Annotated in this window: 19 protein-coding genes; 4 read left to right on the top strand and 15 right to left on the bottom strand. The window is 68.0% G+C overall.

The window, feature by feature from the left end; translation table 11 throughout:
* Positions 1-129 precede the first annotated feature (129 nt).
* The 10 genes from V9L21_RS26000 to V9L21_RS25955 all read right to left on the bottom strand — a co-directional run bounded on the left by V9L21_RS26000 (position 130) and on the right by V9L21_RS25955 (position 12,849).
* The gene (locus V9L21_RS26000) at positions 130-1,428 is read right to left on the bottom strand and encodes a TRAP transporter large permease (RefSeq protein ID WP_126747581.1); all 1,299 of its coding nucleotides are present in this window, start codon (positions 1,426-1,428) and stop codon (positions 130-132) included.
* The gene (locus V9L21_RS25995; protein WP_337315664.1) at positions 1,425-2,006 is read right to left on the bottom strand and encodes a TRAP transporter small permease; all 582 of its coding nucleotides are present in this window, start codon (positions 2,004-2,006) and stop codon (positions 1,425-1,427) included. The genes V9L21_RS26000 and V9L21_RS25995 overlap by 4 nt, the downstream gene beginning before the upstream one ends.
* Before the next feature lie 113 nt (positions 2,007-2,119).
* Positions 2,120-3,121 (bottom strand): Bug family tripartite tricarboxylate transporter substrate binding protein, encoded by a 1,002-nt coding sequence (locus V9L21_RS25990; protein WP_337315663.1) that lies wholly within the window; start codon positions 3,119-3,121, stop codon positions 2,120-2,122.
* A gap of 66 nt (positions 3,122-3,187) precedes the next feature.
* Positions 3,188-5,131: an acyl-CoA synthetase gene (locus tag V9L21_RS25985; RefSeq protein WP_337315662.1), complete on the bottom strand. Its 1,944-nt coding sequence runs from the start codon at positions 5,129-5,131 to the stop codon at positions 3,188-3,190.
* A 49-nt stretch (positions 5,132-5,180) separates the two neighbouring features.
* Positions 5,181-6,179 (bottom strand): Bug family tripartite tricarboxylate transporter substrate binding protein, encoded by a 999-nt coding sequence (locus V9L21_RS25980; RefSeq protein ID WP_337315661.1) that lies wholly within the window; start codon positions 6,177-6,179, stop codon positions 5,181-5,183.
* Between the two features lie 42 nt (positions 6,180-6,221).
* Positions 6,222-7,430, bottom strand: a complete 1,209-nt coding sequence (locus V9L21_RS25975; protein ID WP_337315660.1) for a CaiB/BaiF CoA transferase family protein — start codon at positions 7,428-7,430, stop codon at positions 6,222-6,224.
* Positions 7,431-7,505: 75 nt separating this feature from the next.
* The gene (locus V9L21_RS25970; RefSeq protein WP_337315659.1) at positions 7,506-8,318 is read right to left on the bottom strand and encodes an oxepin-CoA hydrolase, alternative type; all 813 of its coding nucleotides are present in this window, start codon (positions 8,316-8,318) and stop codon (positions 7,506-7,508) included.
* Positions 8,315-9,457 (bottom strand): acyl-CoA dehydrogenase family protein, encoded by a 1,143-nt coding sequence (locus V9L21_RS25965; protein WP_337315658.1) that lies wholly within the window; start codon positions 9,455-9,457, stop codon positions 8,315-8,317. The genes V9L21_RS25970 and V9L21_RS25965 overlap by 4 nt, the downstream gene beginning before the upstream one ends.
* Positions 9,458-9,470: 13 nt before the next feature.
* The gene (locus tag V9L21_RS25960; RefSeq protein ID WP_337315657.1) at positions 9,471-10,679 is read right to left on the bottom strand and encodes an acyl-CoA dehydrogenase family protein; all 1,209 of its coding nucleotides are present in this window, start codon (positions 10,677-10,679) and stop codon (positions 9,471-9,473) included.
* 25 nt (positions 10,680-10,704) lie between these two features.
* The gene (locus V9L21_RS25955) at positions 10,705-12,849 is read right to left on the bottom strand and encodes a 3-hydroxyacyl-CoA dehydrogenase NAD-binding domain-containing protein (RefSeq protein WP_337315656.1); all 2,145 of its coding nucleotides are present in this window, start codon (positions 12,847-12,849) and stop codon (positions 10,705-10,707) included.
* A gap of 124 nt (positions 12,850-12,973) precedes the next feature.
* On the opposite strand from V9L21_RS25955, the gene V9L21_RS25950 reads away from it, so the two are divergent.
* Positions 12,974-13,894 (top strand): LysR family transcriptional regulator, encoded by a 921-nt coding sequence (locus V9L21_RS25950; RefSeq protein WP_337315655.1) that lies wholly within the window; start codon positions 12,974-12,976, stop codon positions 13,892-13,894.
* Here the strand turns inward: V9L21_RS25950 and V9L21_RS25945 are convergent.
* Entirely contained in the window at positions 13,879-14,118 is a 240-nt protein-coding gene (locus V9L21_RS25945; protein ID WP_337315654.1) for a hypothetical protein, read from the bottom strand. The genes V9L21_RS25950 and V9L21_RS25945 overlap by 16 nt on opposite strands.
* Before the next feature lie 139 nt (positions 14,119-14,257).
* Between V9L21_RS25945 and V9L21_RS25940 the strand changes: the two genes are divergently transcribed.
* From V9L21_RS25940 to V9L21_RS25930, 3 genes are read left to right on the top strand one after another with little or no spacing between them, the layout of a single operon-like run.
* The gene (locus V9L21_RS25940) at positions 14,258-15,514 is read left to right on the top strand and encodes a putative DNA modification/repair radical SAM protein (RefSeq protein ID WP_337315653.1); all 1,257 of its coding nucleotides are present in this window, start codon (positions 14,258-14,260) and stop codon (positions 15,512-15,514) included.
* A gap of 15 nt (positions 15,515-15,529) precedes the next feature.
* Positions 15,530-16,999 (top strand): UdgX family uracil-DNA binding protein, encoded by a 1,470-nt coding sequence (locus V9L21_RS25935; RefSeq protein ID WP_337315652.1) that lies wholly within the window; start codon positions 15,530-15,532, stop codon positions 16,997-16,999.
* Positions 16,996-17,514 (top strand): ureidoglycolate lyase, encoded by a 519-nt coding sequence (locus V9L21_RS25930; RefSeq protein ID WP_337315651.1) that lies wholly within the window; start codon positions 16,996-16,998, stop codon positions 17,512-17,514. The genes V9L21_RS25935 and V9L21_RS25930 overlap by 4 nt, the downstream gene beginning before the upstream one ends.
* On the opposite strand, the gene V9L21_RS25925 is transcribed toward V9L21_RS25930, so the two are convergent.
* The 4 genes from V9L21_RS25925 to V9L21_RS25910 form a co-directional block, all read right to left on the bottom strand.
* Positions 17,511-17,879 carry a TfoX/Sxy family protein gene (locus tag V9L21_RS25925; RefSeq protein WP_337315650.1) on the bottom strand — a complete coding sequence of 123 codons (369 nt, stop codon included), beginning with the start codon at positions 17,877-17,879 and terminating at the stop codon, positions 17,511-17,513. The two genes, V9L21_RS25930 and V9L21_RS25925, sit on opposite strands and share 4 nt — an antisense overlap.
* A gap of 78 nt (positions 17,880-17,957) precedes the next feature.
* Positions 17,958-19,139, bottom strand: coding sequence for an amidase (locus V9L21_RS25920; RefSeq protein ID WP_337315649.1), 1,182 nt, complete (start codon positions 19,137-19,139; stop codon positions 17,958-17,960).
* A 33-nt stretch (positions 19,140-19,172) separates the two neighbouring features.
* Positions 19,173-20,165 carry an ABC transporter ATP-binding protein gene (locus tag V9L21_RS25915; protein WP_337315665.1) on the bottom strand — a complete coding sequence of 331 codons (993 nt, stop codon included), beginning with the start codon at positions 20,163-20,165 and terminating at the stop codon, positions 19,173-19,175.
* A 56-nt stretch (positions 20,166-20,221) separates the two neighbouring features.
* Positions 20,222-21,262, bottom strand: coding sequence for an ABC transporter ATP-binding protein (locus V9L21_RS25910; protein ID WP_337297462.1), 1,041 nt, complete (start codon positions 21,260-21,262; stop codon positions 20,222-20,224).
* Positions 21,263-21,373: the final 111 nt, after the last annotated feature.

The following is a 21,373-nucleotide window of genomic DNA, read 5'->3' as shown; positions in this document are numbered from 1 at the left end:
CGCAGCGAAATAAAGGAGGAGGCCGCAGGCCGGGGGACATTCGCGGAGAAAGGTACCCCGTCGGCGGGTGCGCCCCCTGAACAAGGCGCTAACCGAACAGCACGAAGCAAAGAGAAGCAGAGACGCATCTCAATACCCCAGCTTCCGAGGCAGCCAAAGCGCGAGCTCAGGAAACGCGATAACCAGCACCATCACCAGGAACATCGAGAACAGCATCCAGCCCACCCATCGCACGGTTTCTTCCATGCGCACCTTGGCGATACGGCAAGACACCATCAGGTTGACCGCGAGCGGCGGCGTGAACTGGCCCAATGCGACCTTGAGCGTGAGGATGACGCCGAACCACACCGGGTCCCACTTGTAGTACTGCACGATCGGCAGCAACAGCGGCACGAAGATCAGGAAGATCGACACACCGTCCAGGAACATGCCGACCGTGATCAGCAGCAGGATGAGCAAGGCCAGGATGCCGTATTCGCCCAGGCCCGAATTCACGATGGCGCGCGTTACCGGGTCGATGATGCCCAGCGTCGAGAGCGAATACGCAAAGATGCCCGCGAGCGACACCACCAGCAGGATCACCGCCGACAGCTCGCCCGATTCGCGCAGTATGACGAACAGGTCGCGCACCTTGATCGTCCGGTGCACGCACATGCCCACGAACAGGCCGTAGAACACCGCCACCACCGCTGCTTCGGTGGGGGTGAACCAGCCAGCGCGCATGCCACCCAGAATGAGCACCGGCGCCGCCAGGCCCCAGATCGCTTCGCGAAAACTCTTCCAGAACGGCGGGCGCGGCAGCGTCGATTCGAGTGCACCCATCTTATGCTGGCGGGCCAGCAACACGGCCGGAATCATGAGCGCCAGGCCGGCCATCACGCCCGGGATCATGCCGGCCGCAAACAGCGCCGGCACCGAGGCGCCCGGCACCAGCACCGAATACACGATGAACGCGACCGAAGGCGGAATCAGGATGTCGGTGGCCGCCGCGGCGCCCACCACGCTGGCCGAGAAGGCGGCAGGGTAGCCCGCGCGCGACATGGCCGCGATCATCACTGCGCCCACGGCGGCGGCATTGGCAGGGCCGGAGCCCGAGATGCCGCCGAGAAACATGGCCACCGCAATCGCCACCAGCGGCAGCATGCCGGGGCCGCGCCCGACGATGGCCACCGCAAAGTTCACGAGCCGCAGCGCCACGCCCGAGCGGTCGAAGATGGAGCCCACCAGCACGAACATCGGAATGGCCAGCAGCGGGTACTTGCCCAGGCCGGCATAGAAATTCTGCGGCACGGCCAGCAAGCCGAACCACTGCGCGTCGCTGTTGGCCAGCGCAATACAGGCGGCGCCGGCCAGGCCGAGCGCGGCACCAATGGGCACGCCCACCAGCATCATCGCAACAAAGGCGACGAAGAGCAGGGTGGCGATCACGATGCGTCGCCTTTGTCGTCTTTGCTTTGCTCGCCGGTGTACGCCTTGCGGCCGCGGCGGATCATCAGGCCCACCGCGCGCAGCGCGATGGCAAAGGACACGATGGGCAGCCACATCGAATACCACCAGGCCGGCAGCCCGATGCCGGGCGTGGTTTCCTCGAAGCGGTAGTCGTCCCACACCATGCGGATGCTGAGCGCGCCGATCAGCGTGAACAGAATGGCGATCATCAGCGCGCCGAATTGGGCGAGCCGCTTGCGCCGCGCCATGGAGCCGCTCTCCGAGAAGTATTCGATGCGGATGTGCCGGTCGCGCGCCACGGCGGCCGAGCCGGCCACCAGCGCCAGCATGATCATGAGGAAGACCGAGAACTCTTCGGTCCACGCGAACGAAGAGTCGGTGAAGTAGCGCACCAGCACGTTGGCAAAGGTGATGAGCGCCAGCGCGCCCATGATGATCACGGTGAGCCAGTCCTCGATGGCGAGCGGCACCTTGGTGGGCTCGTCGGCGGCTTCGATGTCTGGGGGAAGGGGGCTGGCGGCGTCCAGCACCGGGCCGGACTCGTTGGGAGTGGTCATCGAGAGGGAGGGGGAAAGCAGCTATGGATGGTAACGATCCATGTCCATCCGTTCATCGGGGTTTTCCTAAGCTGCGGCCCGGTTCCGCCTCCCTCCAGCCCTCTCGAAACGGGCTACTCCAGCTTGGCGCCCGAGTCCTTGATCAGGCGCTCCCAGATCGGGCTTTCCTTCTTGTACACGGCGGCAAAGGCCTCGGGCGAGCTCTCCTTCAGGTCGAAGCCCATGGCTGCCACGCGCGCCTGCACGTCGGGTTGGCGCGTGGCCTTGCCCACTTCTTCGGCAATGCGCTGCACGATCGGCTTGGGCGTGCCGGCCGGCATGGCAATGGCAAGCCAGCCGGCCACGCGGTAGGCCTCGTCGTCCAGGCCCTGCTCGGCCAGCGTCGGCACGTCTGGCAGCGTGGCCATGCGGCGCTCGCCGCTCACGCCAACGGCCTTGAGCTTGCCGGCCTCGATGTGGGGCTTGGCCACCAGCGCGCTGGCAAAGGCCATCTGGATCTGGCCGCCGATGAGGTCTTGCAGCATCGGCGCCTCGCCCTTGTAGGCCACGTGGTTCATTTCGGCCTTCTGCGTAAGGCTCATGTGCGCGCCGGCCAGGTGCGGATACGCACCCACGCCGTACGAGCCGTAGGCCACCTTGCCCTTGTTGGCGGCCACGTACTTCAGGAGCTCCGGCCCGTTCTTCACCGGCACGCTGGGGTGCACCACCAGCACCAGCGGCGCGGTGGCAATCTGGTAGACCAGCGTGAGGTCGCGCTGCGTGTCGTAGGGCAGCTTCTGATAGAGGAACTGGTTGGTCAGCAGCGAATTGCTCAGCGCCAGCACCAGGGTGTAGCCGTCGGGCGGTGCCTTGGCCACGGCGTCGGTGCCGATGATGCCGGCGGCGCCGGGCTTGTTGTCGATGATGACCGGCTGGCCCAGCCCGGCGGCCATCTTCTCGCCGATGATGCGCGCCAGCACGTCGGTGGCGCCGCCCGGGGCAAAGGGCACCACCATGCGGATTGGCTTGGCCGGATAGGTCTGCGCCCAGCCGGCGGTGGTGGCCGTGAGCGCGAGCGATGCAATGGCAAGGCCGTGCAGTGCGCGGCGGGTGGTGGTGAATGTGGCGTTGTTCATGTTCTCGATGTCTCCGATGGTTGATTTGTTTTTTATGCGCGTGCCGCCAGCCGAGGTGATGCCGGGCTATTCGGTGAGCACCTGGGTCTTGAACGGCAATGGCGCCAGTGCCGCTTCGATCTTTTGCCGCAGCGGCCCAGCAAGCGCGCCCGCGGCGGCGGCATCGATGCGCACCTGCACCAGGCGCTCGCCCTCATGGGCAATGCGCGGCCTGGCTTCTGCGCCGACGCCCAGCTCGCCGCAGGCCTGCTCGACGACCGCGGCCACCACGCGGCTGGCCGCCATGGCGCGCAGTTCGGGCTTGTAGATCTTGCCGACGTTGGTCATCGGCATGTTCTCGATGACGATCACCGACTTGGGCTTGGCGGGTGCCTCGTCGACGCGCGCGGCGGTAAAGGCCAGCAGCTCGTCTTCCGTTGCCGATGCGCCCGGCACCAGCGTCGCGAACACCACCGGCAGCTCGCCCGCATAGGCATCGGGCGCACCCACCGCCGCGCACAGTTGCACCGCCGGATGTGCGCCCAGCGCGTCTTCGATCACCTTGGGGTCGATGTTGTGGCCGCTGCGGATGATCAGGTCCTTCGAGCGGCCGCTGAGGTTGAGCCGCCCCTCGCCGTCGATCCAGCCCAGGTCGCCGGTCGCAAGCCAGCCGTCGGCCGTGAAGGCCTTGGCGTTGTCCGCCGGGTCGACAAAGCCCGAGAACAGGTTGGGCGACTTGAACAACACCATGCCCTGCTCGCCCGGCGGCAGGTCGCGGTCGCTGGCGTTGCCGCTTTCGTCGAGCGCCACGATGCGCATCTGCATATAGGGCAAGGGAAAGCCGACGCAGCCCGCCGGCCCGTCCACGCCCGGCGGCGTGATGGTGGAGATGCCGGCCATCTCGGTCATGCCCAGGCTCTCGTGCACGTGCAGGCCGAACAGCCGCTCGAAGCGCGCGGCCAACTCCGGCGAGAGCACGGCGGCGCCCGTGCGGCAGTAGCCGATCGATGAAATATCGGCGCCGTCCAGCGGCACGTTCGCCAATGCCGCCAGCACCGTGGGCACGGCCGAGAGCGAAGTGGGCCGGTATTTTTCGACCAGCTTCCAGTAGTTGGCGAGCACCTCTTTGTTGCGCAGGAGCGAGGTCGTCGGAATGATCACTTCCACCCCGGCCGAGAGCGACGCGAGCGAAGCCGGCAGCACGCCCGCCACATGGAACAGCGGATAGCCGTTGATCGAGATGCCCTGGTCGTTCATGCCCGCGACCTGCACGCTGGCCCAGGCGGTGAACACCTGCGCGCCGTGGCTGTGGCGCGCGAGCTTGGGGGCGCCGGTGGTGCCGCCGGTGTGAAAGTAGGCGGCGATGTCGGTGGGTGCGATGTCGCGGCCGCTCACGAGGCGGTCCGAAGGCTGCGGGGCGCGCAGCGCGTTGAACTCGGCGACGCCTTCGGGCAATGCGCCCGCAGCGCCCGGCGCCTCGTCGTGCGGCGCCACGCGCAGCACGGTGGTGAGCGTGGGCACCTGGCTGCGCAGCCGCATCGCCTTCGACCACATGCCCGATTCGCTGTCCGAGCCGTAGGCGATCAGCACCTTGGCGCGGCCGGCGGTCATCAGCGCCACCAGCTTCTCGTCGGTGAGCAGCGGGTTGAGCGGCTGCACGATGCCCGCTGCTTCGCCGCCCCAGAGCGCCAGGTGGTATTCGAGGCAGCCCGGCAGCAGCACCGCCACCGCGTCTTGGGGGCCCACCCCCAGCGCATGCAGCATGTTCGCGGTCTGGTGGATGCCCGCGAGCAAGTCGGCATACGACCAGCGGATCGGCTCGTCGGCCGGGTTGCCGGTGCGCAGGAAGGTGAGCGCGGTCTTGCCGCCGAAGGCCGCGCCCGCGTTGCGAAAGATCTCGTAGGTGCTGCGCACCGTCAGCGCCTGCTCGAGCGGCGTTTCCTCGAGCCTGCGGATATCGGCCAGGCTGCGCACCGGAAACTGGGGGCGGAACGGCTCGCCGGCCATCTTCGTCTTCTTGCTGTCTGCCATGCGTGTCTCCTGATGTTGTCTCTTTGCCGGCCGCGTGCGAAGCGCTGTTTTACTGGTTCGTGATCTTGTTGTCGCGAATGACCTTGCCCCAGCGCTCGAAATCCTGGCGCATGCGCGTGCCCGTTTGCTCGGGCGTGCCGTAGGCCGCGAAGGAGCCGACGCTTTCGAGCTTGTCCTGCACTTCCTTGTCGGCCAGCGCCGTCTTCAGCTCGGCGCTCATGCGGTCGACCACGTCCTTGGGCGTGCCCGCCGGCGCCAGCAGGCCGCCCCACGAGGTGGCATCGAAGCCCGGGAAGCCCTGTTCGGCCACCGTCTTCACGTCGGGCAGCAGGCTCACGCGCTTGCCCGAGCCGACCGCAATGGCGCGCAGCGTGCCGGCGCGGATGTGCGGCGTCACCGCCACCAGGTCCGAGAACATGGCCGGCACCTGCCCGCCGATCAGGTCGGTCACGGCCGGCGCGCTGCCGCGGTAGGGCACGTGCTGCATGTCGAACTTGCCGATGTTCTTGAGCTGCTCGGTCGTCAAGTGGCCGAAGCTGCCGGCGCCCGCGGTCGTGTAGTTGAGCTTGCCGCCTTCGGCCTTGGCCTTGGCGATCAGGCCCTGCAGGCCGGTGACTTCGGGCAGCGACTTCGGGTTGACCACCATCACGATCGGCAGGTCGTACACCGTGCCTACTGGCGTGAAGCTCTTGAAGATGTCGTACGGCGTCTGGCCGTACAGGTGCGCGGCCAGCAGCGTGGGCGTGGCCAGCATCACGAAGGTGTAGCCGTCGGGCGCGGCCTTGGCGGCGGTCGCCGCGCCGATGGTGCCCGAGGCGCCGCTGCGGTTGTCGATGAGGATGTTCTGCTTCAGGCCCTGCGACATCTTCTGCGCCACGATGCGCGTGGCCACGTCGGTCGGGCCGCCGGGCGGAAAGGGCACGACCACGGTGATCGGCTTGGCGGGCCAGGCTTGCGCGAAGGCGGCGCCCGCCACCAGCGGAAGGGCCAGGGCGATGAGCGCGCGGCGCGCGGGATTGCGAAGGGAGCGGGAGAAAGAACTTGCCATGACTTTTTCAGGGAATCAGAGAGGGAGAAAGAAGGCGCGTCTTCAGAGAACGCCGTTCGATTTAAGTTGCGCGAGCTTGTCGTCCGAGAGGCCGAGCAGCGACTGCAGCACCTCGTTCGTGCCTTCGCCCAATTGCGGCGGCGCGCTGCGCACCGGCAGGCGCTCGCCGTCGAAGCGGTAGGGCGGCGCAAGCACGTTGACCTTGCCGGCCACGGGATGCGGCTGCTCGGTGACAAGGCCCGCGTCGGTCGCGCGCTTGGAATTGAGCGCTTCCAGCAGGCCGAGCACCTCGCCGCAGGGAATGCCCGATTGCGTGAGTTTTTCGAGCAGGTCGGCGCGCTGGCGCTTGGCCAGTTCGGCGTGCAGTTCCGGCAGCAGCACCGCGCGGTTTGCCGAACGCAGGATGTTGGTCTTGAAACGTTCGTCCGCCGCAAGGTCGGGCCGCTCGAGCACGTCGGTGCAAAAGCGCGAGAACTGGGCGTTGTTGCCCACGGTAATGACCAGCGGGCCGTCCGCCGCGTCGAACACGCCGTAGGGCACGATCGAAGGATGCGAGTTGCCGTAGCGCGGCGGGTCTTCGCCCATCAGCAGTGCTTCCAGGCCGTAGTAGGCGGTGATCATCAGGCCGCAGTCGAACAGTGCCATTTCCACATGGCGACCCTTGCCGGTCTTTTCGCGCTGGTACAGCGCGGCCAGCACGGCTTGTGCCGAGTACATGCCGGTGAACAGGTCGACCACCGCCACGCCGAACTTCAGCGGCGGCTGGTTGGCTTCGCCGTTCAGCGCCATCAGGCCCGCCTCGCCCTGCACCACCAGGTCGTAGCCGGGGCGCGCGGCCTCGGGGCCGGTGCGGTCATAGCCCGAGATCGAGCAGTAGATGAGCTTCGGGTTTTCCTTGCTCAGCTGTTCGTAGCCGAGGCCCAGCTTGTCGATGCCGCCGAACTTGAAGTTCTGGATCACCACGTCGCACTGCTTGGCAAGGTCGCGCGCAATCTGCTGGCCTTCGGGCGTCTGCAGGTCGAGCGTGACCGAGCGCTTGTTGCGGTTCACGCTGTTGAAGTAGGCCGTCTCGGTGTTGCCGACACGCAGGCCCCAGTCGCGCGTGTCGTCGCCGCGGCCCGGGTGCTCGACCTTGATGACTTCGGCGCCCATGTCGGCCAGCACCATGCCGCACCAGGGGCCCGCAAGAATGCGGGAAAGATCGAGAACGCGCACGCCGGCAAGCGGCAGCGAGGAATTCAGCATGGGCATGAGAGCAACTCCCTTGAAACGAGAAAGCCCCGCAGCGTGTGCGAGGCGTGATGTGGGGTGAATCGGCCGGCAGCGTCAGGAGGCGTTCGGCTTCTGTCGGCGCAGCGCAGTGAAATCCGCCGTGCGCTTGTTAAGAAAGGCGCCAATGCCTTCGGCCGCTTCGGCATCGGCCTGCGACTCGACCATGTAGACGGCCTCCGCCTCGAGCTGTTCTTCGAGCGTGGCGCGGTGCGCCTGGCGGCACAGCGTCTTGATGCGCGCGCTTGCGCGCTGCGGGCCGTTGGCCACCTTGGCGGCGAGTGCAACGGCCTCGGCCAGCGCGGCGCCCTTGTCGGTGAGCCGGTTGACCGCACCCAGCGCATGCAGGCGCTCGGCCGTCATGCGGTCACCGGTCAGGCACATTTCGGTGAGCACCTGGCGCGAGACGAACTCCGACAGAAAGGCCGTGGCGCCGCCGTCCGGCGTGAGGCCGACCTTGACGTAGGCCACGGTGTAGAACGCATCGCGCGCCGACACCAGCATGTCGCAGGCCAGCGCCATCGACAGGCCCGCGCCCGCCGCACCGCCTTCTACGGCGGCGACAACGGGCTTGCCGCAATCGCGAATGGCGCGGATCAGGTTGTGCAGGCCTTCGAGCTTTTCGCGGCGCTCGGAAGCGGGCAGTTCGCGGCGCTTGGCCAGCAGGTTGAGGTCGCCGCCCGAGCAGAAGAAATTGCCCGCGCCGGTGAAGACGATGGCGCCGACTTCGGGGTCGGCTTGCGCGTCGGCGAGCGCGGCGCTCAGTTCCGCATACAGCGTTGGCGTGATCGCATTGCGCGCGCCCGGGTTGCTGTTGGTCAGGATGCGGACGGCGCCCTGCTGGCTGATGAGAACGGTCTTGTCGCTCATTGCACGGTCTCCTTGCCAAGCGCGATGTAGCGCTGCAGATGATGGTCTTCGTCGCCGAGCTGGTGGTCGATCATCACGAGCCGCTTGGCATAGTGCGGCAGCGGCAGCTCCCACGTCATGCCGATGCCGCCGTGCATCTGGATGCTTTCTTCGGCCACCAGCGCGCCGATGCGGCCGATGCTGAACTTGGCGGCTGAGAGCGCACGCTCGCGCGCCACGCGGTCGTCGCCGTCGATAGCGGCTGCCGCGTTGATCACCGCCGAGCGCGCCTGCTCGATCTCGAGCAGCAGGTCGGCCATGCGGTGCTGCAACGCCTGAAAGCTGCCGATGAGCGTGCCGAACTGCTTGCGCGTGCGCAGGTAATCGAGCGTGGTGGTCTTGGCGGCTTCCATGGCGCCGACGGCCTCGGCGCACAGCGCGAGCACGCCGCGGCCGATGGCGCGCTCCAGCGTGGCTTGGCCCTGGCCTTCGGTGCCCAGGAGCGCATCGGCACCCAGCTTCACGCCGTCGAATGCGAGTTCGGCCACGCGGCCGCCGTCGATGGCGGGGCAGCCGCGCACCGTGAGGCCCGGCGTCTTTGCGGGCACCAGAAACAGCGAGATGCCGGCTTCGTCGTTCACGCCGCCCGATGTGCGGGCGGAAACCAGCAACAGGTCGGCCTGCTCGCCGTGCGGCACGACCGCCTTGGCGCCGCTCAGCACCCAGCCGCTGCCGGTGCGCTCGGCGCGGGTGGCGACGTGCGTGCGCTCGTAGTGCGCGCCGGCTTCGTCGTGTGCAAAGGCGGTAACGACGGCGCCGTTGATGATGTCGCCGAGCTTTTCTTTCTGCGCACCGTTGCCGGCTGCGCTGAGCGCTTCGCCGACCATTACCGCACCCAGCAGCGGCTCGACCACGAGCCCGCGGCCCAGCGCCTCGAAGACCACGGCAATGTCGAAGCCGCCGCCGCCAAAGCCGCCGTCGGCCTCGCTGAACAGCGCGCCGATCACGCCCAGTTCTGCGAACTGCTGAAAGATTTCCTTGCTGAACCCGTGCTGCGACTTTGCGATGCGGTCGCGTGCATCGAAGGCGTACTGCTCTGCGATGAAGCGGTTCAGGCTGTCGGCGAGCATGCGCCGGTCTTCGGTGTGTTCGAAGTTCATGTGCATGTCTCCTTTACAGCCCGAGGATCATCTTGCTGATGATGTTCTTCTGGATTTCGTTCGAGCCGCCGAAGATCGACAGCTTGCGGTTGTTGAAGTAGCGCGCCGCCGCGGCCGATGCGTAGGCGGGGCCGAAGGTTTCGCCGTCGAAGCCGTCGTGCAGTGCCTCTTCGATGAAGGGCCGGCCGTACACGCCCATTGCGCGGCGCGCGAGCGAAGAAATCTCTTGCCGGATCTCCGTACCGCGAATCTTGAGCATCGAACTCTCCGCACCCGGCACCCCGCCACCGGCCACCGCCGCAATCACGCGCAGGTTGGTGGTCTTCATGTTCTCCAGGTCGATCTCGACACGCGCCATGCGCGCCGCAAAGGCCGGGTCTTCCGCCAGCGGCTTGCCGTTCTTCGTTTGGGTGGCCGCAATGCCCTTGAGCTGTTCGAGCGCGGCCACCGAAAAGCCGACGCCCGCGATGTTGGTGCGCTCGTAGGTGAGCAGGTACTTGGCGCAGGTCCAGCCCTTGTTCTCTTCGCCAACCAGGTTCTCGGCCGGCACGCGCACGTCGGAGAAGAACACCTCGTTCACCTCGTGCTCACCGTCCAGCGTGATGATGGGGCGCACTTCCACGCCGGGCGAAGTCATGTCGATCAGCAGGAAGCTGATGCCTTCCTGCTTCTTTGCCTCGCGGTTGGTGCGCACCAGGCAGAAGATCATGTTGGCGTGCTGGCCCAGCGTGGTCCAGGTCTTCTGGCCGTTCACGATGTAGTGGTCGCCCTGGGCGTCAATGCCGCGCACGGCCGATGTCTTTACCGCCGCCAGGTCGGAGCCCGCGCCGGGTTCCGAATAGCCCTGGCACCACCAGTCGGAGCCGTCGAGGATGCGCGGCAGCCAGTGGCGCTTTTGCGCCTCGTTGCCGTACTTGATGAGCACCGGCCCGAGCATGTTCACGCCAAAGGGCACGATGCGCGGCGCAAAGGCCAGAGCGCATTCGTGCTCGAAGATGAATTTTTCGACCGCTGTCCAGCCCGGGCCGCCGTACTGCTCGGGCCAGTGGTTGGCAAGCCAGCCGCGCGCGTTGAGGATGGCGTGCCATTCCTCCATGTCGGCCTTGGCGAGGATCTTGCCGCTGCTCACCTTCGCCGAGAGGCGCGCGGGCAGCTTGCCGACCAGGAAGGCGCGCACTTCCGCGCGGAAGGCTTCTTCTTCAGGGGTGAAGTTCAGGTCCATGGCGTCGCTTCTTTCAAAAAGGGGGTCAGGCGTGGTTGAGGCTGTCGAAGTTCGCGCCGCGTTCGACCAGCTCCACCAGCAGCGGCGAGGGCTGCCAGAACAACGGGTCTTCCTTCGCAAACTCGCGAATGTCGGCCAGCACCTTCGGCAGGCCCACGGTGTCGGCGTACTTCATCGGGCCGCCGCGGTGGCGCGGAAAGCCGTAGCCGTAGAGAAAGGTCACGTCCACGTCGAGCGGGCGCAGCGCAATGCGCTGGTGCACGACGTTGGCACCCTCGTTGATCATCGCGGCCATGTAGCGGCGCATGATTTCTTCCTCGGTGAAGACGCGCGGCTTGATGCCGGCACGCTCGCGTTCGGCATCGATGATGGCCAGCACCTCGGGGTCGGGCACGCCGGTGCGCGCGCCTTCGGGGTACAGGTAATAGCCGCGCTGCGTCTTCTGGCCGAACCAGCCGCGCTCGCAGATGCGGTCGGCAACCTGCACGTAGCGTGCCTTGGGGTCGCGCGTGGCGGCCTTGCGCTTGCGCGTGGCCCAGCCGATGTCGCCGCCCGCCAGGTCGGACACCTGGAACGGCCCCATCGGGTAGCCGAAGTTGCGCACCGCCTCGTCGATCTGGTAGGGCGAGGCGCCGTCTTCCATCATGTGGTCGGCGGCTTGGCGGTACACCGCGAGGATGCGGTTGCCGATGAAGCCGTCGCACACGCCGGCGCGCACGGGCACCTTCTTCAATTTCTTCGCAAGCTCGAAGCCCGTGGCGACCACATCGGCGCTCACCTTGGCGGGCACCACGATCTCGAGCAGCTTCATGATGTTGGCCGGCGAGAAGAAGTGCAGGCCCACCACGTCCTGCGGGCGCTTGATGCTGGCCGCGATCTCGTCGATGTCGAGGTACGAGGTGTTGGTGGCCAGCACCGCGCCGGGCTTGCACACCCGGTCGAGCTCGGCGAACACCGCCTTCTTCACGCCCATGTCTTCGAACACCGCTTCGACCACGATGTCGGCCTGCGCGAGCGCGTCGTAAGAGGTGGAGCCCGAGAAACGCGCCATCACGGCGGCCTTGGCTTCGGGCGTCATGCGGCCCTTGGCGATCAGGCCGTCGTACACCTTCTCGACATGCTGGCGGCCGCGCGCAAGGCTGGGCTCATCGCGCTCGATCATGGTCACGGGCAGGCCCGCATCGAGCATGGCCACCGCAATGCCCGCGCCCATGGTGCCGCCGCCGATGATGCCGGCCGATTCGATCGCACGCGGCTTGGCGGCCTTGGTTTCGGGCGCCTTCAGCACTTCGCGCTCGGCGAAGAAGGCGTGGATCAGGCCGGCGCGCTGCGGGCTGTCGATGCACTGCAGGAAGAGTTTGCGCTCCAGCGCCATGCCTTCGTCGAAAGGCAGCGTGAGCGCAGCTTCGACGGCTTCGATGATCTTCATCGGCGAGAAGAGCCCGCGGCTCTTCTTGGCGGTGTCGGCGCGCGCCGCTTCGAGCGCTGCGCGGCTGGCTTCTGCATCGGCCGGGCCGGCGGCCTCGCGCGTGCGGCGCACCGGCGCCTTGGCGGCGGCGAGTTCTTCTGCGTAGGCAAGGCCTTCGGCGCGCGCATCGGCTTGGGTGCCCAGGCGGTCGACCAGCCCGAGCGATAACGCTTCCTTCGCACCCGCATGGCGGCCGCTGAGCATCAGCTCGAGCGCGGCCTTCACGCCGATGAGGCGCGGCGCGCGCTGCGTGCCGCCCGAACCGGGCAAGAGGCCGAGCTGCACTTCTGGCAAGCCCAGCTTGGCCGAAGGCGCGGCAATGCGGTAGTGCGCCGACAGTGCCACTTCGAGCCCGCCGCCCAGCGCCGCGCCGTGAATGGCGGCAATCACAGGCTTGCTGCAGTTCTCGATCTTCAGGCACACCTCGGGCAGCGAGGGCGGCTGCGGCGTCTTGCCGAACTCGCGGATGTCCGCACCCGCGATGAAGTTGCGGCCCGCGCCGACGATCAGCACCGCGGCGGCTGCGCTGTCGGCCTCGGCCGCCTCGATGGCGGCCACCAGGCCGCGGCGCACATCGACGCCCAGTGCGTTGACGGGCGGGTTGTCGATGGTCACCACGAACACGCCACCCGGATGCGGGGCGCGCTCGAAGCTGACGGGGTTGGAAGAAGACGCGGGAAGGCTGGAGTCGGTGGTGGCCATGTCTTGTCTCTCTTGTCTCTTGCGGGTTCCAGGGTGAACCCAGCATTCTTTGCCCGATGCGCGCCTTTGACAATTGCATAGAGGGTTGACAGACTGTCAAAGGATTTTTGACACAATCCGGTGCATGGACCTCCAATCGCTGACCTTGCTGGTGGAAATCCTCGACGCGGGCAACCTGAGCGCGGCGGCGCGCCGCCTCAAGATGAGCCGCGCCAACGTCAGCTACCACCTGAACCAGCTGGAGCGCTCGGTCGGCGCCCAACTGGTGCGGCGCACCACCCGCCGCGCCGAGCCCACCGAAATCGGCCTGCGCCTTTACCAGCACGGCGTGGCCATCCAGACCGAACTGCTGGCCGCAAAAGAATCTGTCACCACGCTGGGCCAGGGTCTGCAGGGCCGCGTGCGGCTCAGCGTGCCCAGCGGCTACGGCCAACTGGTCATGGCCGACTGGCTGATCGACTTCAAGCGCCAGTACCCCGGCATCGTGCTGGACGTGGTGTTTGAAAACCGCATCGAAGACTTGCTGCGCGACGAGGTCGACATTGCGATTCGCGTGGTGCCGGAGCCGCCGCAGAACCTGGTGGCGCGGGAGTTGGGGCCGGTGCGCTACGTGGCCTGCGCCTCGCGCGACTATGCGCAGAAGCATCCGCTGCCGGTGCAGCTGGACGAGCTGCAGGGCGCGCCGGTGGTCACCGCCGCGGTCATTGGCCGGGAGCTGCGCGTCTCGGCCTACCAGGGTGAGACCCGGCGCGAGGTGATCCTCGAGCCGACGCTGATCTCAGAAAACTTTTTATTCCTGCGCCAGGCCATCCTCGCCGGGCTCGGCATTGGCCTGGTGCCCGACTACGTGGTGCAGGACGACGTGCGCCGGGGCGAGGTGGTGACCACGCTGGACGATTGGCGCCTGAGTATTTTCGGCACGCAGATGTTCATGCTCTATATGCCCAACCGACAGCACACGCGGGCGATCCGCACCTTCATCGACTTCATTCTGGAACGGGTGCGGCCGCCCGCAGCGGACCCGGCCGATCAGTCGCAGCGGTAGGTGACTTCGGACTCCGGCGCGCGCGCCGCCGCCTTCGGATCGAGGTAGCGCAGCGGGGCGCCGAAGTTGCGGCAGTAGGCGTCGGCATCCTTCACCGAGGGCGACTTGAACACGCCGTCGCCCAGCCAGGTGACGCGGGGCGCGGGCCGCGCGGCGCATCCGGCGAGGACGAGGGCCGCGAGAGGCAGGGCAAAGAAAGCGAAGAGAGCAGGTGAGCGGCGCATCGGAAAGCGCATCGCTGCGCATGGGTGAAGGAGAGCCCGCGACTTTAGCGGCTGCAAGACCCTGGGATTTCCCCGTTCTTCAAGACACACGGTCTTCAAAACTGTATATTCATACAGTATTTTCAGTGCCCAGTTTTCCGTGGACCTCCAGCGCAAACTCGCCATCCTCGCGGACGCCGCCAAGTACGACGCCTCGTGCGCGTCAAGCGGCTCGCAGCCGCGCGACTCCATCGGCGGGCGCGGCATCGGTTCGACCGAGGGCGCGGGCATCTGCCACAGCTTTGCGCCGGACGGGCGGTGCATCTCGCTGCTGAAGGTGCTGCTCACCAACCACTGCCAGTACGACTGCCTTTACTGCGTCAACCGCGCGTCGAGCAACGTGCCGCGCGCGCGCTTTCGCGTCGACGAGGTGGTGCAGCTCACGCTCGACTTCTACCGCCGCAACTGCATCGAGGGGCTGTTCCTGTCCAGCGGCATCGTCAAGTCGCCGGACCACACGATGGAGCAGGTGGTCGAGGTGGCGCGCACGCTGCGCGAAGACCACGACTTTCGCGGCTACATCCACCTGAAGGCCATTCCCGATGCCAGCGACGAGCTCATTGCGCGCGCCGGCCGCTATGCCGACCGCCTGAGCATCAACGTCGAGATGCCGACCACCGAGGGCCTGCAGGCGCTCGCCCCGGAGAAGGACGAAAGCGCCATCCGCCGCTCCATGGCGCGGCTGCGCCTGCGCATCGACGACACGCGCGAAGAGGCGCGCCGCGTGGTGCCGATTCGCGCGCTGCCCGGCGCTGCGCCCTTGGCAGCAAAGCCGCCGCCCTTTGCGCCCGCCGGCCAGAGCACGCAGATGATCGTGGGCGCCGATGCCACCGACGACCGGCAGATCCTCGCCTCGAGCGCCACGCTCTACGGCGCCTACAAGCTCAAGCGCGTGTACTACTCCGCCTTCAGCCCCATACCCGACGCCGCCCGCGCGCTGCCGCTGGTCGCGCCGCCGCTGATGCGCGAGCACCGGCTCTACCAGGCCGACTGGCTCATGCGCTTCTACGGCTTCGGGCACCAGGAAATCGTGGCCGAGCCCGACGGCCTGCTGCGGCTCGACGTCGATCCCAAGCTGGCCTGGGCGCTCGCGCATGCCGATCGCTTTCCGGTCGACCTGAACCATGCGCCGCGCGAAATGCTGTTGCGCGTGCCGGGGCTCGGCGTCAAAGCCGTCGAGCGGCTGCTGCAGGCGCGGCGCGTGCGCCGGGTGCGCGCGGACGATCTGCGGCGGCTGCACGTGCCGGCACGCAAGGTGCTGCCGTTCGTCGTTGCAGACGGGCACCGGCCGTCGCGCGGGGCGCCCATGCCTTCGTCGGCGCCGCAGCAGCGCCCGGCGCAAGCCTCGCTGTTCTGAGCTGAGGTATTCGCCATGCATGTGCGGCTCGACGACCCGGTCGATCTCGGCGCCTTTCGCCGCCATGCGCGGCAACTGCTCGCCGCGGGCGTGCCGCCGGACCGCGTCGAATGGAACGCGTCGCAGGCCACCGGCGATGGCGCCGATCTGTTCGGCGCTGCGAGCGATGCCGATGCCGCGCCGCCGGCAGCGCTTGCCTCCGCCGCGCAGCATCAGCCTGTGCCCGCATGGTTTGTCGAGTTGTGCGGCGACGTCATCCTGCACCGCGACCCGCAGCGCCTTGCGCTCTTGTACCGTCTGCTGTGGCGCCTTTCGCACGAGCCCGCGTTGCGGCACGATCCGCTCGATGCCGACCTGATGCAGGCCCGGCAGATGGCCAAGGCCGTGCACCGCGACATCCACAAGATGCGCGCCTTCGTGCGCTTTACCCGCGTACTGGGCGACGACGGCCTGGAGCGCCACGTGGCGTGGTTCGAGCCCGAGCACCGCATCGTCGAGGCCAATGCGCCGTTCTTTGCGCGGCGCTTCGCGCAGATGCGCTGGGCCATCCTCACGCCCGAACGTTGTGTCGAATGGAACGGCCACGCGCTCGCCTTCGAGGGCGGCGCCGACCGCCGCGAGAAGCCGCCGCCCGATGCCGGCGAGCAGCTTTGGCTCACCTACTACGAACACATCTTCAACCCGGCGCGCCTCAAGCTCGCGATGATGCGGCGCGAAATGCCGCGCCGCTACTGGCACAACCTGCCCGAAGCCACGCTCATCCAGCCGCTGGCCGAGGCGGCCGCCGCGCGCAGCCGGTCGATGATCGAGGCGCCGCCTACCGCGCCGCGCCGCATTCGCGCGCCCATCGCGCTGCACCTGCGGCCGGCGGCGGGCGTGGCGCCGGCTGACCTGGGCGAGCTTCGCGCGGCGGCGCATGCCTGCCGCGATTGCCCCATCGGCGCGCTCGCCACGCAGGCCGTGTGCGGCGAAGGCCCGCTCGGCGCCACGCACATGCTGGTCGGCGAACAACCCGGCGACCAGGAAGACCTGGCCGGCCGCCCCTTCGTCGGGCCCGCGGGCCAGCTGCTCGACCGCGCGATGGCGCAGCTGGGCTGGGCGCGCGACACCGTGTACCTGGCCAACGCCGTCAAGCACTTCAAGTACGAGCTGCGCGGCAAGCGCCGCATCCACAAGACTGCGGGCCAGCGCGAGGCCGAAGCCTGCGCGCACTGGCTCGACAGCGAGATTTCGCTGGTGCGCCCGCAGGGTCTGGTGGCGCTGGGCGCGACGGCCGCGCGCACGCTGCTGGGGCGGCCGGTGGCGGTGCAGGCCGAGCGCGGTGCGTGGCTGCACGAGCGCGGCGATGGCCGGCCCGTGTTCGTCACCCTGCATCCTTCAGCGCTGCTGCGCCTGCCGGACGCGGAGCAGGGCGAAGCCTTCGGCCATTGGCTGGCCGATCTTGCATTGGCGCGCGGCACGCTTTCTGCTGCAATGGCCGCATGAACGAACAAGCTTCCGGCGGAACCGCCTTGCGGGTCGCGCCGCTCACGCCGCAGGCCTTTGCGCCCTTCGGCACCGTGATCGAGGCGCCCGCCGCCGGTGGCCGCGACATCAACGGCGGCAACGCAAGGCGCTTCGATCTGCTCGACAACCTGCAGCTCGATGCCGCCGGCGGCCGCCCGATGCTTGCGCTGTTCCGTGCCGCGGCGCGCAGCTTTCCGCACGCAGTGGCCGAGATGGAGCGCCATGCGCTCGGCAGCCAGACCTTCGTGCCGTTGGGCGAGCGGCGCTTCGTGATCGTGGTCGCACGTGCGGGCGAAGCGCCCGCTTCGGCCGGCGAGCTGGCCGCCTTCGTTACTGACGGAAGGCAGGGCGTGGTGCTTGCGCCCGGCACCTGGCACCACGCGCTGCTGGCGGTGGATGCGGGCGATTTTGTGGTGATAGAGCGCGCCGCTGGCGCTGTCGATTGCGACCTGTGCGCGCTGCCGGCACCGGCCGCCGTCGACTGGAAAAGCTAGGCGCGCTTGCCGGGCGGCTTCTGCTTCTTGGTGGCGAGGCTCTTCGCCACCCGCACGGCCTCCCTGGCCAACTCGGCCAGCGCCTCGTGGTCTTCGATGACGTCGATGGGAACCTCGAAATACTTCCGCACCTGCACCCTGCGGGCCTTCGTGTCGTAGGCAAAGCACTGGCTGCCCAGCTTCTCGTACTTTGGCCGGGTGGTGTCGTCCACCACGAAGTACACGGTGCCGCCCATGATCATCGCGAACTGCGTGGCATCGGCAACAAGCCCCGTTCCGCCGAAGAAGCGGGTTTTGGCGATGCTGGGAATTCCAGAGAGCCGGTCCACGATGAAATCGGCGAACTGCGGCGAGGCTTCCGACATGATGTGCTGGCGCCAGGCGCCGGATGAAAAGAGCGCAGTGTCGCCGACGCCGGCGAAGCCGCGCAGCGCTGGGCCGCGTCAGCCGGCGGCGATGCGCTCGGCCATCCGGATCAATGAGCGGTCCGACCCTGCCGGCCCGAGCAGCGAAATACCCAGCGGCGCGCCGTCTCGCGACGCCAGCGGCATCGACAGCTGCGGAAAGCCGCTGAGTCCTGCAATGCACAGCATCCGGATCGCGCGGTTGCGGTAGTCCTCCAGCCCGGCCTCGCTTTCGCTGCGCAGCGGCGCAATGTCGGGCATGGTCGGCATCAGCAGCACGCCGTCGGTGCCCAGCAGCGCGGCCAGGTGTGCGCGAAACGCGGTGCGAAAGACGCGTGCGGCCACCACCTGCGCATCGGTCACGTCACGCGACCACGCAAAGCGCTCGGCCACGCCCGGGCCCAGCGGCGGCGCATAGCGCTCGATCAGCGGGCCGTCGGTGAGCCAGGCCTCGCGCGACTGCAGGTAGCGAAAGTTCCAGTACATCGCGTCGAACGATTCCATCGCCACCGTCGTCCCCTGCGCGGGTCCGAGCAGGCCTTGTACACGGTCGATCACGCCTTGCAGCGCCTTCGTGGCGGCGGGCGCCGCCAGGCCCCACACGTCGTCGGGGCCCAGCAGGCGCACGCGTTCGGGCAGCGCCGGTGCGTCGGCGCCCAGCAGCACGTCGGCCACGCGCGCAAAGGTGCCGATGTCGCGCGCGAACCAGCCGCAGGTGTCGAAGCTCGGCGCAAGGTCGAGTGCGCCTTCCAGGCTCACGCGGCCGTGCGTCGGGCGCAGGCCGTACAGGCCGCAGTGGTTGGCCGGCGCACGCACCGAGCCGCCGGTGTCGGTGCCGAGCGCAAAGTCGCAAAGGCTCGACGACACCGCCGAGGCCGATCCGGACGAAGAGCCGCCCGTGATGCGGTCTTTGGCGGCGCCGTTGATCGGCGCTCCGAAATGCGCGTTGTTGCCGTTCATCGAGAACGCGAGTTCATCGGTCACCGTCTTGCCCGCGAAGCGCGCGCCGGCATCGAGCAGCTTTTGCACCGTGGGCGCGGTGCGGCCCTTGATGCCCGACATCGCCAGCACGATCGGGTTGCCGCCGCCGGTGGGATAGCCGGCCACGTCGAACAGGTCCTTGGCCGCAAAGCTCAGGTCGGCAAGCGGGCCGGTGGGCGCATGCGGCACCGGCACATCGGGATAGGGAACGAAGGCGTGGGCGGGATCGTGCAAGGGCATGGTGTGTGTACTTAGGCGTTTGTGCAGTGCGGGTCAGGCGACCAGCGTGGGCGCAATGGCTGCTGCGGCATCGGTATGGATGCAGCGCGCGCGGTGGTTGGGCGCGAGCTCGACCACCGGCGGCTGCGCGGCGCGGCAGGCATCGGTGGCAAGCGCGCAGCGTTCGGCAAAGGCGCAGCCGGGCGGCAGCGCGGAGAGATCGGGCGGCGCGCCGCCGATGGTTTCGAGCCGCGCACCGCGCGCCAGCGCCCCATGCGCGCGGCTCTTGAGCAGCGCGATGGTGTAGGGGTGCCGCGGCGAGCGGATCAGCTCGCGCGCGGTGCCTTCCTCGACGATGCGGCCCGCATACATCACGGCAATACGGTCGGCCACCTCCACAGCGGCGCCAATGTCGTGCGTGACGAAGATCACCGACAGGCCCAGGTCGCGCTGCAGTTCGCGCAACAGCAGCAGGATCTGGATCTGCACCGTGGCATCGAGCGCGGTGGTCGGCTCGTCGGCCAGCAGCAGCTGGGGCTTGCACGCCAATGCGAGCGCGATCATGGCGCGCTGGCGCATGCCGCCCGACATCTCGTGCGGGTAGGCGGCCAGGCGCCGCTCGGGGCTGGGAATGCGCACACGCTCGAACAGCGCGAGTGCACGCTGGTGCGCCTCGGCTGCAGTCACTTTCTTCTCGTGCCGGCGAATCGATTCGACGATTTGCGCGCCGACCGAATACACCGGGTCGAGCGCGAGCAGCGGCTCCTGGAAGATCATCGAGGCGACCTTGCCGCGGAAATCGTCGAGCTCGCGCGCCGGCATCGCAAGCACGTCGCGCCCGGCCACCTGCACCTGCCCGCCCATGCGCGTGCGGCGCTCCGGGTGCAGGCGCAGCAGCGTGCGCATGGTCACGCTCTTGCCGGAGCCCGATTCGCCGATGAGCGCGACCACTTCGCCGCGCTGCACCTCAAGGCTCACGCCGCTGACCGCATGCACGGGCTTGCGGCCGCCGCTGAAGGTGACGCTGAGGTCGCGCAGGCGGACCATCGGCTCGCCGGCGGGAATGGCGGCGGTGCTGCCGTTGTCGGTGCTGCTGCTGTCGCTCATGCTGCCTGCCTCATCGGCGGTTGTGCCATCGGGTGCCCGCTCCCGGGCTCGAGAACAAGGCAGCTTGCCGCATGCAACGAACCTGTGGCCACGGGCTCGGGCACCACCTGGCTGCACACCGGCGCGGCCAGCGCACAGCGCGGATGAAAGCGGCAGCCTGAGGGCGGGTTGATCGGGTTCGGCGGGTCGCCGGCCAGCGCTGCTTCCATGGTGCGGTTGTCGGGGTCCATGGAGGGCATCGACGAGAGCAGGGCGCGGGTGTAGGGATGCGCGGGCGCATCGTAGAGCGCGTCGGCCGGCCCGATCTCGGCCACCTGGCCAAGGTACATGACCATGACCCGGTCGCTCACGTAGCGCACCACGTTGAGGTCATGGCTGATGAAAAGATAGGTGAGGCCAAACTCGGCCTTGAGGTCGAGCAGCAGATTGATGACCTGTGCTTCCACCGACTTGTCGAGCGCCGATACGGCTTCGTCGAGGATCACCATGCGCGGCTGCAGCGCGAGTGCGCGCGCAATGTTCACGCGCTGGCGCTGTCCGCCCGAAAGCTCATGCGGATACCGTTCGGCAAAGCGCTGCGGCTCCAGGCCCACGCGCGCGAGAAGATCGCGCGCACGCGCCACAGACTCGCGCCGGCTGACGCCATGCACTTGCGGACCGAAGGCAACCGAGTCTTCGATGGTGAGGCGAGGGTTGAGCGAGGCATAGCTGTCCTGGAACACCATCTGCACCTGGCGCCGAAACTCCTTGAGCGGAAGTTCGCGGCCACCGACCTCGCGGCCGTCGAAAATGACTTCGCCCCGCGTCGGTGCGATGAGCTGCATCAGCAGCCGAGCGGTGGTCGACTTGCCGCAGCCCGATTCGCCGACCACACCCAGCGTTTCACCTTTCAGCACTTCGAAATCTACGCCGTCCACGGCGCGCACCACACCGCCGCCGCGGCCTAAGGGGTCTTTCTTGAGCGGGAAGTGCTTGACGAGGCCTGTGATGGTGAGCAGCGGTTGTGCGGGGCCGCCTATGTCTTTCAGTGCGTCCATGTTGTCCTTTGTTGCTCTTGTTCTGGGCGCTGCTGTTCAGGGCGTGTGCAAAGGCCACCGGGTACTCCCCTCCGCGAATGTCCCCCGCCTTCGGCTCCTCCTTTATTTCGC

Origin of the sequence: Variovorax sp. CCNWLW235, from assembly GCF_037204085.1 — a bacterium.
Lineage (GTDB): Bacteria > Pseudomonadota > Gammaproteobacteria > Burkholderiales > Burkholderiaceae_C > Variovorax.
The sequence above is the reverse complement of the archived record's forward strand: the minus strand, read 5'-3'. Positions and strand labels throughout refer to the sequence as shown.